This is a genomic window from Bradyrhizobium sp. Unk1 (assembly GCF_059512345.1).
The window spans coordinates 40,724-53,979 of the sequence record NZ_JCAMOP010000034.1 but is presented as its reverse complement, the minus strand read 5'-3'; the positions used below and the strand labels follow the sequence as shown (position 1 = coordinate 53,979).

General features: G+C 65.6%; 8 protein-coding genes and 2 pseudogenes. 2 read left to right on the top strand and 8 right to left on the bottom strand.

The features are described from left to right. Positions 1 to 366 precede the first annotated feature (366 nt). From murJ to AC5ZFO_RS34160, 5 genes are all read right to left on the bottom strand, one after another. On the bottom strand, positions 367 to 1,893 hold the full coding sequence (gene murJ / locus AC5ZFO_RS34180; RefSeq protein WP_496123156.1) for a murein biosynthesis integral membrane protein MurJ: 1,527 nt from the start codon (positions 1,891 to 1,893) through the stop codon (positions 367 to 369). A 277-nt stretch (positions 1,894 to 2,170) separates the two neighbouring features. Then, on the bottom strand, positions 2,171 to 3,322 hold the full coding sequence (locus AC5ZFO_RS34175) for a DegT/DnrJ/EryC1/StrS family aminotransferase (RefSeq protein WP_496123155.1): 1,152 nt from the start codon (positions 3,320 to 3,322) through the stop codon (positions 2,171 to 2,173). Between the two features lie 39 nt (positions 3,323 to 3,361). Next, positions 3,362 to 4,366, bottom strand: a complete 1,005-nt coding sequence (locus AC5ZFO_RS34170; protein ID WP_496123154.1) for a Gfo/Idh/MocA family protein — start codon at positions 4,364 to 4,366, stop codon at positions 3,362 to 3,364. A 183-nt stretch (positions 4,367 to 4,549) separates the two neighbouring features. Next, positions 4,550 to 5,962, bottom strand: coding sequence for a mannose-1-phosphate guanylyltransferase/mannose-6-phosphate isomerase (locus tag AC5ZFO_RS34165; protein WP_496123153.1), 1,413 nt, complete (start codon positions 5,960 to 5,962; stop codon positions 4,550 to 4,552). 7 nt (positions 5,963 to 5,969) lie between these two features. Continuing rightward, a complete protein-coding gene (locus AC5ZFO_RS34160) occupies positions 5,970 to 6,959 on the bottom strand; it encodes an SDR family NAD(P)-dependent oxidoreductase (protein ID WP_496123152.1) in 990 nt (329 codons plus the stop codon). A 221-nt stretch (positions 6,960 to 7,180) separates the two neighbouring features. Here AC5ZFO_RS34160 and AC5ZFO_RS34155 point away from each other — a divergent pair, with 221 nt between their 5' ends. Both AC5ZFO_RS34155 and AC5ZFO_RS34150 read left to right on the top strand, forming a co-directional pair. After that, positions 7,181 to 8,140 carry a lysylphosphatidylglycerol synthase transmembrane domain-containing protein gene (locus AC5ZFO_RS34155; RefSeq protein WP_496123151.1) on the top strand — a complete coding sequence of 320 codons (960 nt, stop codon included), beginning with the start codon at positions 7,181 to 7,183 and terminating at the stop codon, positions 8,138 to 8,140. Beyond that, complete coding sequence (locus AC5ZFO_RS34150) at positions 8,137 to 9,156, top strand: MraY family glycosyltransferase (RefSeq protein WP_496123150.1); 1,020 nt, start codon at positions 8,137 to 8,139, stop codon at positions 9,154 to 9,156. The genes AC5ZFO_RS34155 and AC5ZFO_RS34150 overlap by 4 nt, the downstream gene beginning before the upstream one ends. Here AC5ZFO_RS34150 and AC5ZFO_RS34145 read toward each other — a convergent pair. From AC5ZFO_RS34145 to AC5ZFO_RS34135, 3 genes and pseudogenes are all read right to left on the bottom strand, one after another. Next, positions 9,144 to 10,080, bottom strand: a pseudogene (locus tag AC5ZFO_RS34145) (NAD-dependent epimerase/dehydratase family protein). The gene AC5ZFO_RS34150 and the pseudogene AC5ZFO_RS34145 overlap by 13 nt on opposite strands. After that, positions 10,077 to 11,260, bottom strand: a pseudogene (locus AC5ZFO_RS34140) (glycosyltransferase family 4 protein). Before AC5ZFO_RS34140 ends, AC5ZFO_RS34145 begins: the two co-directional pseudogenes overlap by 4 nt. A gap of 2 nt (positions 11,261 to 11,262) precedes the next feature. Beyond that, entirely contained in the window at positions 11,263 to 13,176 is a 1,914-nt protein-coding gene (locus tag AC5ZFO_RS34135) for an SDR family NAD(P)-dependent oxidoreductase (protein WP_496123149.1), read from the bottom strand. Between the last annotated feature and the right edge of the window lie 80 nt (positions 13,177 to 13,256).

Genomic DNA, 13,256 nt, shown 5'->3' with positions numbered 1-13,256 from the left:
GGTCGTAGCGAGTAGATGCGTTACGTCTGGCTATAAAAAAGTACCAAGATTGACGATTCTGGCTGTACCAGCCGATGCCGCGATGTCGGCCTTGAGACTGCGAGCCGACGAGAATCGCAAACTGGGCTTTGCAAGTTGCTGCAGACGCCACCCGACTGGACTTATTCAGTCAGCTCACGGGGCGAACAACCCCAAGAAGCGACCGGTCAGCGATGATGAACTCACTGACGCCTTCGCGCTTCCGGCCCTAACTGAGACTGCCTCGTGATGCCTCGCTAAGGTTGGCTCCTGGCCCTTCCGAAGTGCACCGACTGCAGGTCCGCTTTTCGTGGGCAGAGCGGACCTGACAAACCTACCGGCACTCGCTTAGCCACGCACCAGCGAGACCAGCCACTTGCGTCCGAACAGCACGAGGACCGTGAGCGCGTAGACGATCGTGCCGCCGACGGCGAGCAGGGCCAGCGTCGCTTCGTCGTGGAAGTGCATCGAGGACAGATAGGAACCGCCGAAGCGCGCGATCAGCCAGAACGTGGCGGCGAGGATCAGTCCGGTCAGCAGGAATTTGGCGAGCGACATCAGCCAGGCGCGGTCCAGCACGAGAAAGCCTCGCCGCACGGCGAAGAACAGCACCAGCAGCAGATTGGTCCAGACACCGACGGCTGTTGCCAGCGCCAAACCGATCTGGGCGAGCGATCCCATCAAGGCGACCTTCAGCGCGACGTTGACGGCGATGCCGGTCAGCGACGCCCGGACCGGCGTTGCGGTGTCCTTGCGCGCATAGAAGGTCGCGACCGCACTGCGGATCAGCACGAAGGGGATCAGGCCGATGGCATAGGCCGCGAGCGTGGCGCCGGCGGCGGCGGCATCGGCCTTCGAGAACGCGCCACGGGCGAACAGCGCACGCATGATCGCGTCGGGCACGGTGATGAAGGCCGCCACGAACGGCACCGAGAACAGCAGCGTGAAATCGAAGGCGCGGCGCTGGGCCTTCATCGCGCCGTCATGGTCGTTCGCCGTAATCCGCCGCGACATCTCCGGCAGCAGCACCGTGCCGATGGCGATACCGATGACGCCGATCGGCAGCTGGTTGAGGCGATCGGCGTAGTAGAGCGCCGAGAGCGCGCCAGCCGGCAGGAAGGTCGCGATGATGGTGTCGGCGAACAGCGCGACCTGCGTGCCCATCGAGCCCAGCGTCGCCGGGCCGAGCGCTTTGAAGAATCCACGTACGTCTTCGTCGAGTTTGAGCGGCGCAAAGCGCGGCAAGCCGCCATGGCGCGCGAGATCGCCGGCGAGCAGAAAATATTGCAGGAAGCCCGAGATCAGGACGCCCCAGGCAGCGGCATGCCCTGCACTGGGAAACCAGGCGGCAACCGCCAGCGTCATCATCATGGAGATGTTGAGGAAGATCGATGCGGCGGCGGCGCTCGCAAAGCGCTGCATCACGTTGAGCATGCCACCGTAGAGCGTCACCAGCGTGATCAGCAGCAGATAGGGAAAGGTGATCTGGGTCAGCTCGATCGCGAGCTTGCGCTGCTCGGCGTCCTCACTAAAGCCGGGCGCCAGGATGCTCATGGCCTGCGGCATGAACAACCAGGCGACGATCAGCAGTACCACCTGAGAGGCCAGCAGCAGCGTGAAGATGCGGTCGGCGAACAGTTTTGCCGCCCCCTCCCCGCGCTCGCCATGGACGTGGGCATAGGCCGGCACCCAGGCGGCGTTGAAGGCGCCTTCGGCAAAGATCGCGCGGAAATGATTGGGCAGCCGCAGCGCCACGAAAAAGGCGTCGGCCACGGGGCCGGCGCCGAGGATCGCCGCGAGCATGATGTCGCGGGCAAATCCCGTCAGCCGCGAGAGCAGCGTGTAACCACCGACGGTGAAAATGCGTCCGAGCATGCGCCTGTTTTAGAGATGAATCGAACAGAGGTCGATTGCATCTTGCGATGCGCATTGCTGCGCCCTCTCCCCTTGCGGGAGAGGGCAGCACCGCCGGTAGACGCAAACTCGTTGGGGTGAGGGGTATCTTTCTGCATTCCGCGTGGAGAGATACCCCTCACCCGTCTCGCCGCTATCGCCATAGCCGATGCAAAGCATCGGCGTTCTTAAGGGACGGCGGCCGAAGGCCGCCTATGCCACCCTCTCCCACAGGGGGTGAGGGGAAGAAAGGCGAAAATCAGCCCGCGATCGCGCCGCGTACGGCGGCGATGATTCGCTCCTGGTCGGCTTCGGTCAGGTAGGCGTGCATCGGCAGGCTGATGACGTCCTGCGACAGGCTCTCGCAGCCCGGCAGGCCGCCGTCGGCGACCGGATACTGCTTGTAGGCGGTCTGCTGGTGCATCGACTTGCCGTAATAGATCGCGGTCGGCACGCCCTGGGCCTTCAGCGCGGCGGCAAAGCCGTCGCGGTCGGTGCCCTCAGGGAGACGAATGGTGTACTGCGCCCAGACCGAGGTGTTGCTGGGTGCCAGGCGCGGCACGGTGACGACGTTCGACAGGCCGCGCGCATAGCGCTCCGCGACCTTGTTGCGGGCGGCGATCTCGTCGTCAAAAATCTTCAGCTTCTCGATCAGGATCGCGGCCTGCATGGTGTCGAGCCGGCCGGTCAGCCCGAGGCGGACGTTGTCGTACTTGTCCACGCCCTGCCCGTGCACGCGGATGCTGCGCAGCGTCGCGGCGAGTTCGTCGTCATCGGTGAAGATCGCGCCGCCGTCGCCGAAGCAGCCGAGCGGTTTGGCCGGGAAGAAGCTGGTCGCGGTGGCGAGCCCGAAGGTGCCGAGCTTGCGGCCCTTGTAGCTCGCGCCAAACCCCTGGGCGGCGTCGTCGAGCACGAACAGGCCTTCGGCCCTGGCGATCTCGGCAATTGCGTCGTGGTCGGCAGGCTGCCCGAACAAATCGACCGGAATCACCGCGACCGGCTTCAGGCCGGCCTTGCGGGCGGTCGCGATGCCGCGCTTCAGCGACTCCGGGCTCATGTTGAAGGTGGCTTCATCGACATCGACGTAAACAGGCGTCGCGCCGGTCCGCGCCACCGGCGATGCGGTTGCGATGAAGGTGAAGGACGGGCACAGCACGGCATCGCCGGGGCCGACATTCTTCGCCATCATGACCATCAGGATGGCATCGGTGCCGCTGGCGCAGCCGATCACGTGCTTGGCGCCGCTATAGGCCGCAAGCTGCTTCTCAAGCTCGGCGACTTCAGGGCCGTTGACGAACTGGCAATGGTCGAGGACGCGCTTGACGGCGGCATCGAGCGAGGCGCCGAGCCGGCGGCGCTGCGAGGCGACGTCGACGAAGGGAATGGGATCGGAACGCAGATGCTGGTTCATGGCGCCTTGCGAAGTTTGAGAAGTCGACATGGAAAGGGATCAGCCGGCGACGCGGCGCGGGCCTGTGCGGGCGGGGGCCTTGGCCGCAGGCCGCGACGGCGTTTCCAGGCACTGCGTGGCGATCTCGAGGCTGGCGACGCCCTCGTCGCCGGTGACCGCGGGCGTCTCGCCGTCGCGCACGGCCTTGAGGAACGCGATCAGCTCGGCGCGGAGCGGCTCGTCATGGCCGACCGGCAGATGCCGCATCGAATAGCTGCCGTCAGGCTTGAAGCCGAAGCACTCGGTGACCTGGCGCGTCAACAGATCGCCCATCACGTATTTGCCGCGGGTCGCGACCGTGACGCTGCGCGCCTTGAACGGCGTCAGCCAGTTGGTGTTGATGTGCGCGAGCACGCCGTTGGCGGTGCGGAACTGCAAGAGCGCGATGTCCTCGCGCTCGGCGACCGCGCTCGACAATTGCGGCTGCACCTCGACGATGTCGGATTCGGTGAACCAGCGGATCAGATCGATGTCGTGCACGGCGAGGTCGATGACGACGCCGACATTGGACATGCGCGGCGGGAACGGGCCGACGCGGGTGATCGCGATGGAGAGAATGTCTTCGCCCGCGATCGCCTGCTTGACGGCGGCGACCGCCGGATTGAAGCGCTCGACATGGCCGATCATCAGCGTGACGCCGGCCTTTTGCGCGGCGGCGACGATCTCGCGGCCTTCCGCGACCGTGGAGGCGATCGGCTTCTCGACCAGCACGTGGATGTTCTTGGCGATGCAGGCGAGCGCGACCTCGTGATGCAGATGGGTCGGCGCCGCGATGGTGACGGCGTCGACACCTTCGGCGAGGAGCTGCTCGAGCGTCTCGAAACCCTGGCAGCTGGCAAGCTCGGTGGTGCGCGTCAGATGCGCTGGCGACGGATCGACCACACCGACGAGGCTGACGCCTGGAAGACCGCTAAGCACGCGCGCATGGTTGCTGCCCATCACGCCCGCGCCAATGACGCCCACGCGCAAGCCGGCCTTTGCCGGTGCAAACCCTTTGGAACTCATCTGAGTAAACCCCGATTCAACGCAAATCCCCGGGCCGCTTCTAGCACGGGCGCCACATTTGTGGCGAATGCCGACCTGACGGTCCGGACACGATTTGATTCAAAAAGTTACACGTTCCCCGGGCCTTAAGCCGAAAAACAGGCCGCCTTGTCGGCCCGGGTCGCGTGATTCGGAGTTGGCTGGTTACGACCTTTGATAGTCGTCTTCAATCCGGATGATGTCGTCTTCCCCGAGATAGCTCCCGGTCTGGACCTCGATGAGTTCCAGCACGATCTTGCCGGGGTTCTCCATCCGGTGCACCGCGCCCATCGGGATGTAGATGGACTCGTTCTCGTGCACCGTCTTGACGGTTTCGTTGACGGTCACCCGGGCGGCGCCGCGGACGACGATCCAGTGCTCGGCACGATGATGGTGCTTCTGGAGCGACAGCCGCCCGCCCGGCTTGACCACGATGCGCTTGACCTGATGGCGCTCGCCATTGTCGACGGACTGGTAGCTACCCCAGGGCCGGTGCACCTTGAGATGTTCCTCGGTGACCTTCGGTGCGACCACTTTGAGCTTCGTCACCAAGCGCTTCAGGCCGTTGGCATCCTTCTGGCGCGAGACCAGCACCGCATCCGCGGTGGCGACCACGACGAGATCGTCGACGCCTTCGAGCGCGACCAGCGCATGATCGCTCGTGACGTTGCAGTTGCGCGAATCCTCGAACACGGCGGTGCCGTGCGCCGAGTTGCCTTGCGTGTCCTTGTCGGACAATTCCCACACGGCACGCCAGGAGCCGACGTCGGACCAGCCGCAGGACACCGGCACGACCGCTGCGCGCGAGGTCTTCTCCATCACCGCATAGTCGATCGAGATCGCCTTCGCCGCGCCGAACGCCTCGGGCTCCAGCGTCACGAAGCCGAGATCGCGGCCGGCATTGCTCACTGCATTGGACACCGCCTCGACGCTCGCCGCGTCGACCCTGCGGTACTCGTCGAGCAGGACAGCGGCCGGAAACATGAAGTTGCCGCTGTTCCAGAGATAGCCCGAGCTGACGTAGTCGGCCGCCTTCACGGCATCAGGCTTTTCGACGAAGCGCGCGACGGCGTGCACCTCACCGGTGATCACCTCGCCCGGGCTGATATAGCCGTATTCGGTCGCCGGCCGCTCCGGCTTGACGCCGAAGGTGACGATGCGCCCGGCGCTCGCGGCGATGAGGCCCTCGCGGCACGCAGCGACGAAGGCCGCATTGTCCTGCACCACGTGATCGGCGGCGAGCGCGAGCACGATTGCGTCACTGGCGCGGTTCTGCGCGAACACCGCGCCCGCGGCGATCGCGGGGCCGGAATCGCGCCGCATCGGCTCGAGGATCACATCGGCCTCGATGCCGATCTCGGCGAGCTGCTCCAGCGCCATGAAGCGATAGGACGCATTGGTGATGACGATCGGACGATCGAACAGCGAAGCGTCGGAGACGCGCAGCAGCGTGTCCTGGAAGGTCGAGCGCGTGCCGAACAACGGCAGGAACTGCTTGGGGCGCACCTCGCGCGAGGCCGGCCACAGCCGCGTGCCGGCACCGCCGCACATGATCAGGGGGATAATGCGTTTGTCCATCGTCATTTCAAACCTTGAAGTAGTCCCGATACCAGGTGACAAAATTACGAACCCCGAGCGCGATCGGCGTTGACGGTGCAAAGCCGGTGTCGCGCGTCAGATCCTCGACATCCGCGAACGTTTCCAAGACGTCTCCCGGCTGCATTGGCAGCAATTCTTTGATTGCCGTCCGACCCAGCTCCTGCTCCAGAAGTCCGACGACATGCATCAGCTCTTCCGGATGGTGGTTGCCGACATTGTAGACCTTAGACGGCGCATTTGCGGCAGCCGGGTCATCCGCGGGCACCCGATCGATGAGCTTGGATACTACACGGGTGACGTCGTCAATATAGGTGAAGTCGCGACGCATTTTGCCATGGTTAAAGAGCCGGATCGGACGATCCGCCATGATGGCGTTCACGAACAGAAACAGGACCATATCGGGCCGGCCCCACGGGCCGTAGATGGTGAAGAAGCGCAGGCCCGTGACCGGCAGCCGGTAGAGATGGCTGTAGGACTGCGCCATCAATTCGTTCGCCTTCTTGGTCGCGGCATAGAAGCTCACGGGATGGTCGGTCCGGTCCTGCACGGCAAATGGCAGTTTAGTGTTGGCGCCATAAACGGAGGATGACGAGGCGTAGACGAGATGACGACAAGAGTTGTTGCGGCAGCCCTCCAGCACGTTGAGAAAGCCCTGGAGGTTGGAATCGGCGTAAGTGTGCGGATGGTCGATCGAGTAGCGCACGCCTGCCTGGGCCGCGAGATGCACGACTTTGTCAAATCGATGTCGCGCAAACAGCGCCGCGATGGTCTCGCGGTCGGCAAGATCGGCCTCGACGAAGGCGAAGCGGGAATCGTTCCGAAGCAGCGCCAGGCGCGCCTGTTTCAGCGCCGGATCGTAATAGCTGTTGAGATTGTCGAGCCCGATCACGGGCCGGCCCTCAGCCAGAAGCTGCCGGGCGACGTGAAAGCCGATGAACCCGGCGGCTCCCGTGACCAAAATCGCCTGATCCGTCATCCTGTTCCCAAGCGATCTGTTGCCACGCGATCCCCAAGCCGGCCCCGCGGCGCCTGTTTAGCCGCGGTATCGAGGCCGTCGCAATAGCCTCGCCGCTATTCGTCACCGCTCCAGATAAGCGCTATTGCAAGATCGGCGCCAAGACCATACCAAAGCGGCCGAATTCGACGCCTCGCGTCGGGTTGCCTCAAATCTTCGCAAACCCAGTTCATGCGGGCGAGATGCGCCGAATCCTGCTGTCGACGGCCAAAATCCTGATTTCCGGAGCGCTGCTCTACCTGGCGCTGCGCAAGGTCGATCTGTCCGAACTGTTTTCGCGCCTGACCGCGACCAGCCTGCTCTGGATCGCCATGGCGATCGCGGTCACGTTCCTGCAAATCTTCGTCGGCGTGGTCCGCTGGCGCGAGATCAGCGCCGAATGCGGCGCGCCGCTCGAGCTCGGCCGCGCCATGCGCTACAACGTGATCGGCGCGTTCTTCAACCAGACGCTGCCCTCCGCGATCGGCGGCGATGCGGTCCGGCTGTGGCTGGTCGCGCGCGCCGGCGCCGGATGGCGTGCGGCCACCTACTCGATCTTCGTCGACCGCGCGATCGGCCTCGTCGCGCTGGCGATCGTCGTCGTGGCGAGCCTGCCCTGGAGCTACCAGCTCATCACCGATCCGCACGGACGCTCGGCACTGCTGCTCGTCGATTTCGCCGCGCTCGCGGGCGGCGTCGGTTTCCTGATCTTCGGCGCGCTGAAATGGCCGTGGCTGAAGACCTGGTGGGCCACCCATCACATCCACGCCTGCGCCGTGATTGCCAACCGCGTGATCTTCAACGCCAAGCGCGGACCGATCGTCGCAATTCTGTCGCTTCTCGTTCACGTGCTCGCCGTCGTCATTGCGTGGTGCGTGGTGCAGTCGATCGCCGCGCCGGTCAGCTTCGGCCAGACATTCCTCCTCATTCCGCCGATCATGCTGATCACCCTGATGCCGATCTCGATCGCCGGCTGGGGCGTGCGCGAGGCGACGATGGGCCTGGCCTTCGGTTTCGCCGGGCTTTCCGCCAACGAAGGCGTCAACGTCTCGCTGCTGTTCGGCGCCGTGCTCTTCATCGTCGGCGCCATCGGCGGCCTGGTCTGGATCCTCAGCGCGGAGAAGGCCGCGAAAGGGTCGGCGCCGCTCGGGGTGCCGGAGTGAGCCCAGCCATCGACGCTGTTGCCGCCATGTCCTCGCTGCTTGCCGTCGCGGTCGCCGCGCTGATGTCGGCCTTCATCACCTGGACCAGCCGTCCCCTGCTCCAGCGCTACGCCCTGGCGCGGCCGAATGCCCGTTCCTCGCATCGCATTCCGACCCCGCAGGGCGCCGGTATCGCGGTGATCACCGCCACGCTGCTGGTCGCATCGGCCTGGGCCGCCTGGGCGAACCTTGCGATCCCGCCGGCGCTGGTCATTGCAACGATCGTGATCGCGCTGGTCGGATTCGCCGACGACATCGTGTCGCTGCCGGTGCTGGCGCGGCTCGCGCTGCAAGCAGCCTGCGTCGGCGCGGTCGTGTTCACCGCGCCCGAGACCGCGCGCATCGTGCCGGCAGTGCCGCTTGCGCTCGAGCGCGGCCTCATCCTGCTCGCCGGCGTCTGGTTCGTGAACCTCGTCAATTTCATGGACGGGCTGGACCTGATGACGGTTGCGGAAGTCGTGCCGGTCACTGCGGCGCTGCTGCTGCTGGGACTGCTCGGTGATCTCTCGTGGCCGGCCGCGCTGATCGCCACGGCGCTATGCGGCGCCATGCTCGGCTTTGCGCCGTTCAACCGTCCGGTCGCAAAAGTGTTCCTGGGCGATGTCGGCAGCCTGCCGATCGGACTTTTGCTCGGCTGGTGCCTGCTGGAGCTCGCCTGGCACGGGCAGCCGGCCGCGGCGCTGCTGCTGCCGGCCTATTACCTCGTGGATTCCACCATCACGCTGTTTCGGCGCATCGCGCGGCGCGAACAATTCTGGTCGGCGCACCGCTCGCACTTCTATCAGCGTGCCACCGACAACGGCTTCACGGTCCGCCGCGTGATCGGCGATGTGTTCGCGCTCAATCTATTGCTGGCGGTGCTTGCCGTCGTCACCGTACGCGCAAGCTCGACCTCGGTCACATGGCTCGCGCTCGTCGCGGGCGCGATCGCGATCGGATTCGTCCTGCGCCGCTTCTCTCGCTCTCAGGCGTCCTGAGCCGACAGCGCGAGCCGCAGGCCCTCGTCGAGGGAGACCTGCGGCTGCCAGCCGGTCGCGATCGCCTTGGCGAGGTTGAGCTCGAGCGAGCCGATCAGGCTGTCATGGGTATCCTGCCGGCCCATCACGCTGAGCAGCGTCCGGCGGCATGCCGAACAGGCGCGAGTTCTTGCCGGCTGCCTTCGCCAGCCGCTCGATGAATTCGGGCGTCGAGACCTGTTCCCTGTCGGCGACCAGGAAGATCTCGAAATTGCTCGTGGGATCGGGGTGAGCCAGCCGGCGCAGGATGAACGACGACAGATTCTGCACGGCCAGGAACGCGCGCTGATTGCGGATCGCGCCAAAGGGCAGCGGCAGTCCCAGATTCACCGCGCGCGTCAGCAGCGCGAAATTGCCCTTGGCGCCCGCGCCATAGACCAGCGGCGGCCTGATCACCGAGATCTTCATGTCGCTGTCGCGCGCCAGCGTCCTCAAGCCCGCCTCGGCGGCGGCCTTGGACATGCCGTAGAGGCTGCGCGGCGTGAGGATATCCTCTTCGCTGAACGGCGCGCGGCCTTCATTGCTGCGGCCGTGCACGAGAACGGTGCTGACGAAGATGAACTGGCGCACGCCCGCCGTCGCCGCGGAGCGCGCCAGGTGCAGCGTGCCGGCGATGTTGACGTTGCGGTAGAGCTGGACCGCGTGCTCCTCGTGCTTGTGATGCACGCGCGCGGCGAGATGGACCACGGCGTCGACGCCTTCGAGCGCCGCCTGCCAATCGGTATCGGGACCGATCGATTCGATCACGACCTCGTCCTCGATCCCCGCCAGGCTGCGCACCGCGCGGCGGACCAACCATCCCTCGCGCACGAGCTCAGGCGCGACATGGCGGCCGACGAAGCCGCTCGCCCCTGTCACCAGCACGACCGGTTTTCGCTCGCTCATCGTTGCTCCGCCAGATCGGGGTTGCGCAACAATTCGTCGATCAGCCCGGCATAGGCGTCCATCGCGGTCGTCCGGTCGAATCTCGCCGCCGCCTTCACCGCGCGTTCGGCCATGGCGGCGGCGTCGCAACGGGATGCCGCGCGGATCGCGTCGGCAAGCTGATCGGCGCGGCCCGGCGTCACGACCCGGCCGAGCCCGTTCTCCACCAGCGCCACGGGACGGCCGACCGCCAGCAGATTGTAGAACCGGCTCGGCACCGACACCCCCGCCACGTCCTTCCGGTACGGAATGATCCAGAGATTGGCAGCCGCCAGGAACGCCTCGAGCTCGGCATCCGCGACCCGCGAAACGAAGGACACATTGGGCAAGTTCGCTTCAGCCTGCAACTGCTTCAGCCGCTCGAAGCCGATGCCCCAGCCGGACAGCAGGAAGTGGAAGTCCGGCTCGTCCTTCAAGAGGCGTGCCGCCTCGAACACGATCTCCGGATCATGGGTGAAGCCGAGATTGCCCGACAGGCCGACAATGAATCGCGCGGAAAGCGCTTTGCGGAACGGATTGTCCTGCGACAGGGGACGTGCCGCGGGTACGAGCGTCGCCCAGTTCGGGATGAAGCGGATCTTGTTCCGCGTCATGCCGGAATAGCTCAAGAGCGGCCGCTCCGCATCGCGGCCGATGGTGATGACGGCATTGAGCGCCCGGAACATCAGGCTGTTGGCCGCGCGCATCGTCCGCGTCACGAACGAGCCGGGTTTGAGGATTTCCGCCATCACGAGAACATCGGGGAAGAGGTCGTGCATGATCAGCGCCGAGCGCGCGCCCTTGCATCTTGCCGCTGCCGCGACCGCGTAAGGCAGCATGAACGGCGCGGTCACGGTGAGCACGACGTCGCCTGCCTTGAGCTCTCGGATCAGCGCGAAGAAGGTGCGCGCCGCGAACAGCAGCGGGACAATCCACGCCGCACCAGCGCGGCCTTTCCCGCCATCCGGTTCCTGATGGCGATTACGCGCGGCTTGCCCGGGCCGGTTTGCGAGGCCGGCAATTCGCCGGGCGAGCCCGACAGCACGATGACCTCGTGGTTGACGGCGACGCGACAGGCGATCTCTGCCATGATCGCCGCCGTCGTGCTCGGATCAGGCGGATAGTGCTGGCTCGCGACGACGATCTTGCCTTGAGACTGCATGGTCAGGCCGCGGTCGACCCGAATTCCGGAACCGCATCCTTCAGGATCGTCTTGATCGTGGCCCGATCGTCCCGCGCGATCGCCTGCTCCAGCGCCGCGATCCATTTGCGCAGCGTCTGCATCGGCGGCTCGTTGGGCTGCGCGGCCATGATGCCGGCGACACCGATCTCGCGGGTCGGCTCCTCGGAGGCGAACAGGATCTCGTGCAGGCGCTCGCCCGGCCGCATGCCGGTGAACACGATCTCGATGTCGTAGCCGGGCTGGAGGCCCGAGAGACGGATCATGCGCTCGGCGAGATCGACGATCTTCACCGGCTGGCCCATGTTGAGCACGTAGACCGAGACATCGGGGCGCGCGGTGCCGAGCGCATGGGTCGCCGCCGTGATGACGAGATCGCAGGCTTCGCGGATGGTCATGAAGTAGCGGACCATGTCCGGGTGCGTCACCGTCACGGGGCCGCCGGCCTCGATCTGGGCCTTGAACTTCGGGACCACCGAGCCGTTCGAGGCCAGCACGTTGCCGAACCGGACCGAGATCAACCGCGTCGGCGGCCTGGCACTGCCGCTAGCTGCGGCAAGATCGTGGTCGAGCGCCTGGCAGTACATCTCGGCGAAGCGCTTGGTGAGGCCGAGCATCGACACCGGCTCGATCGCCTTGTCGGTCGAGATCATCACCATGGCTTCGGCGCCGGCGCCGTGCGCCGCATCGGCAACGTTGATCGAGCCGAAGATGTTGGTCTTGACGCCCTCGCTCCAGTCGCGCTCCAGGATCGGCACGTGCTTGAGCGCGGCGGCATGGAACACGATGTCCGGCTTGAACTCCGCCATCAGGCGGATGATGCGCTCGCGGTCGCGGATGTCGGCGATCCGCCCTTCGATCGCGGCCGGCGCGCCCTGCGCAGCCAGCGTCTCCGTGACCGCGTAGAGCGCCGGCTCGGAATTTTCCACGATCAGCAAACGCGCGGCGCCGAAGGCAACGACACGCTCGCAGATCTCGGACCCGATCGATCCGCCGCCGCCGGTGACGATGACAGCCTTGCCCTTGATCAGCGCTTCGACCCGCGCATAGTCGATCTTTTCGCTCGGCCGCAGCAGGAGGTCCTCGACCGCGACGGCCGTGAGGCGCGGCGCATCGCCACTCTCCAGCGATGGCATGCGGTTGACGATCACGCCCAGCTTGCGCGCGCGCATCAGGATCGATTCCGGTTGAGCGTCCGGCTCGAACGCGGACGGCGTCATCACCAGGCGTGCGATCGGCTTGTCGCGTTTGGCGAAGTCGCCGATGACGTCCTCGATGTCGTCGATGTCGCCCAGCACCGGCACGTTGCGGATGAACTGGCCGCGATCGGATCTCGAAGGCGACAGCAAGCCCACGGGCCAGATGCGCTTGATCGCTCCGCTCTCGATCCCGCGCAACAGCACCTCGGCATCCGCGGCGCGGCCGATCAGCAGCGTCGGCGCGGCATCCTCGCCCCTCGCATGCCGGCGCACCCGCGTATAGCGAAAATAGCGATAGGCCATGCGCAGCGCGCTGAGGAAGGAGATCTCGAGGAACCAGTAGAGGACGATCGTCACCTTGCCGAGGAAGAAGGCGCCGCGGACGTTGGGGGCGACGAAGATGTAGTCGAGCGCCAGGAGGGCAACCGTCAGCACGGTCGCGACGCGGATGATGTTCAGCGCGTCAGGCAGCGAGATGAAGCGCCATTTCGTCGTGGTCAGGTTGAAGAGGAAGAACACGACCACGCTGAAGGCGAGGAAGTAGGGCAGGATCTGGAACAGCAGCGGCAGCCGGTCGAAGAAGCCGTCGCCGCCCTCGAACCGCAGGTAGAAGGCTGCGAACAGCGCCGCCGTGGTCGCCAGCAGGTCGTGGAGCGCGATCAGGAAATTGCGCAAGGTGAGATGCGAAAGACGCGTCATCCGCCGACCGATGAAATCCCAGTTAGGTGCAACCTGACCGCGCTGATAGCCCATCTCGACAAGACTTGCCAGTACGACAA

Bases quoted from the DNA above. Each gene is read 5' to 3' on its own strand.
- murJ (WP_496123156.1), bottom strand. From the start codon at position 1,893: ATGCTCGGACGCATTTTCACCGTCGGTGGTTACACGCTGCTCTCGCGG.
- AC5ZFO_RS34175 (WP_496123155.1), bottom strand. From the start codon at position 3,322: ATGAACCAGCATCTGCGTTCCGATCCCATTCCCTTCGTCGACGTCGCC.
- AC5ZFO_RS34170 (WP_496123154.1), bottom strand. From the start codon at position 4,366: ATGAGTTCCAAAGGGTTTGCACCGGCAAAGGCCGGCTTGCGCGTGGGC.
- AC5ZFO_RS34165 (WP_496123153.1), bottom strand. From the start codon at position 5,962: ATGGACAAACGCATTATCCCCCTGATCATGTGCGGCGGTGCCGGCACG.
- AC5ZFO_RS34160 (WP_496123152.1), bottom strand. From the start codon at position 6,959: ATGACGGATCAGGCGATTTTGGTCACGGGAGCCGCCGGGTTCATCGGC.
- AC5ZFO_RS34155 (WP_496123151.1), top strand. From the start codon at position 7,181: ATGCGCCGAATCCTGCTGTCGACGGCCAAAATCCTGATTTCCGGAGCG.
- AC5ZFO_RS34135 (WP_496123149.1), bottom strand. From the start codon at position 13,176: ATGACGCGTCTTTCGCATCTCACCTTGCGCAATTTCCTGATCGCGCTC.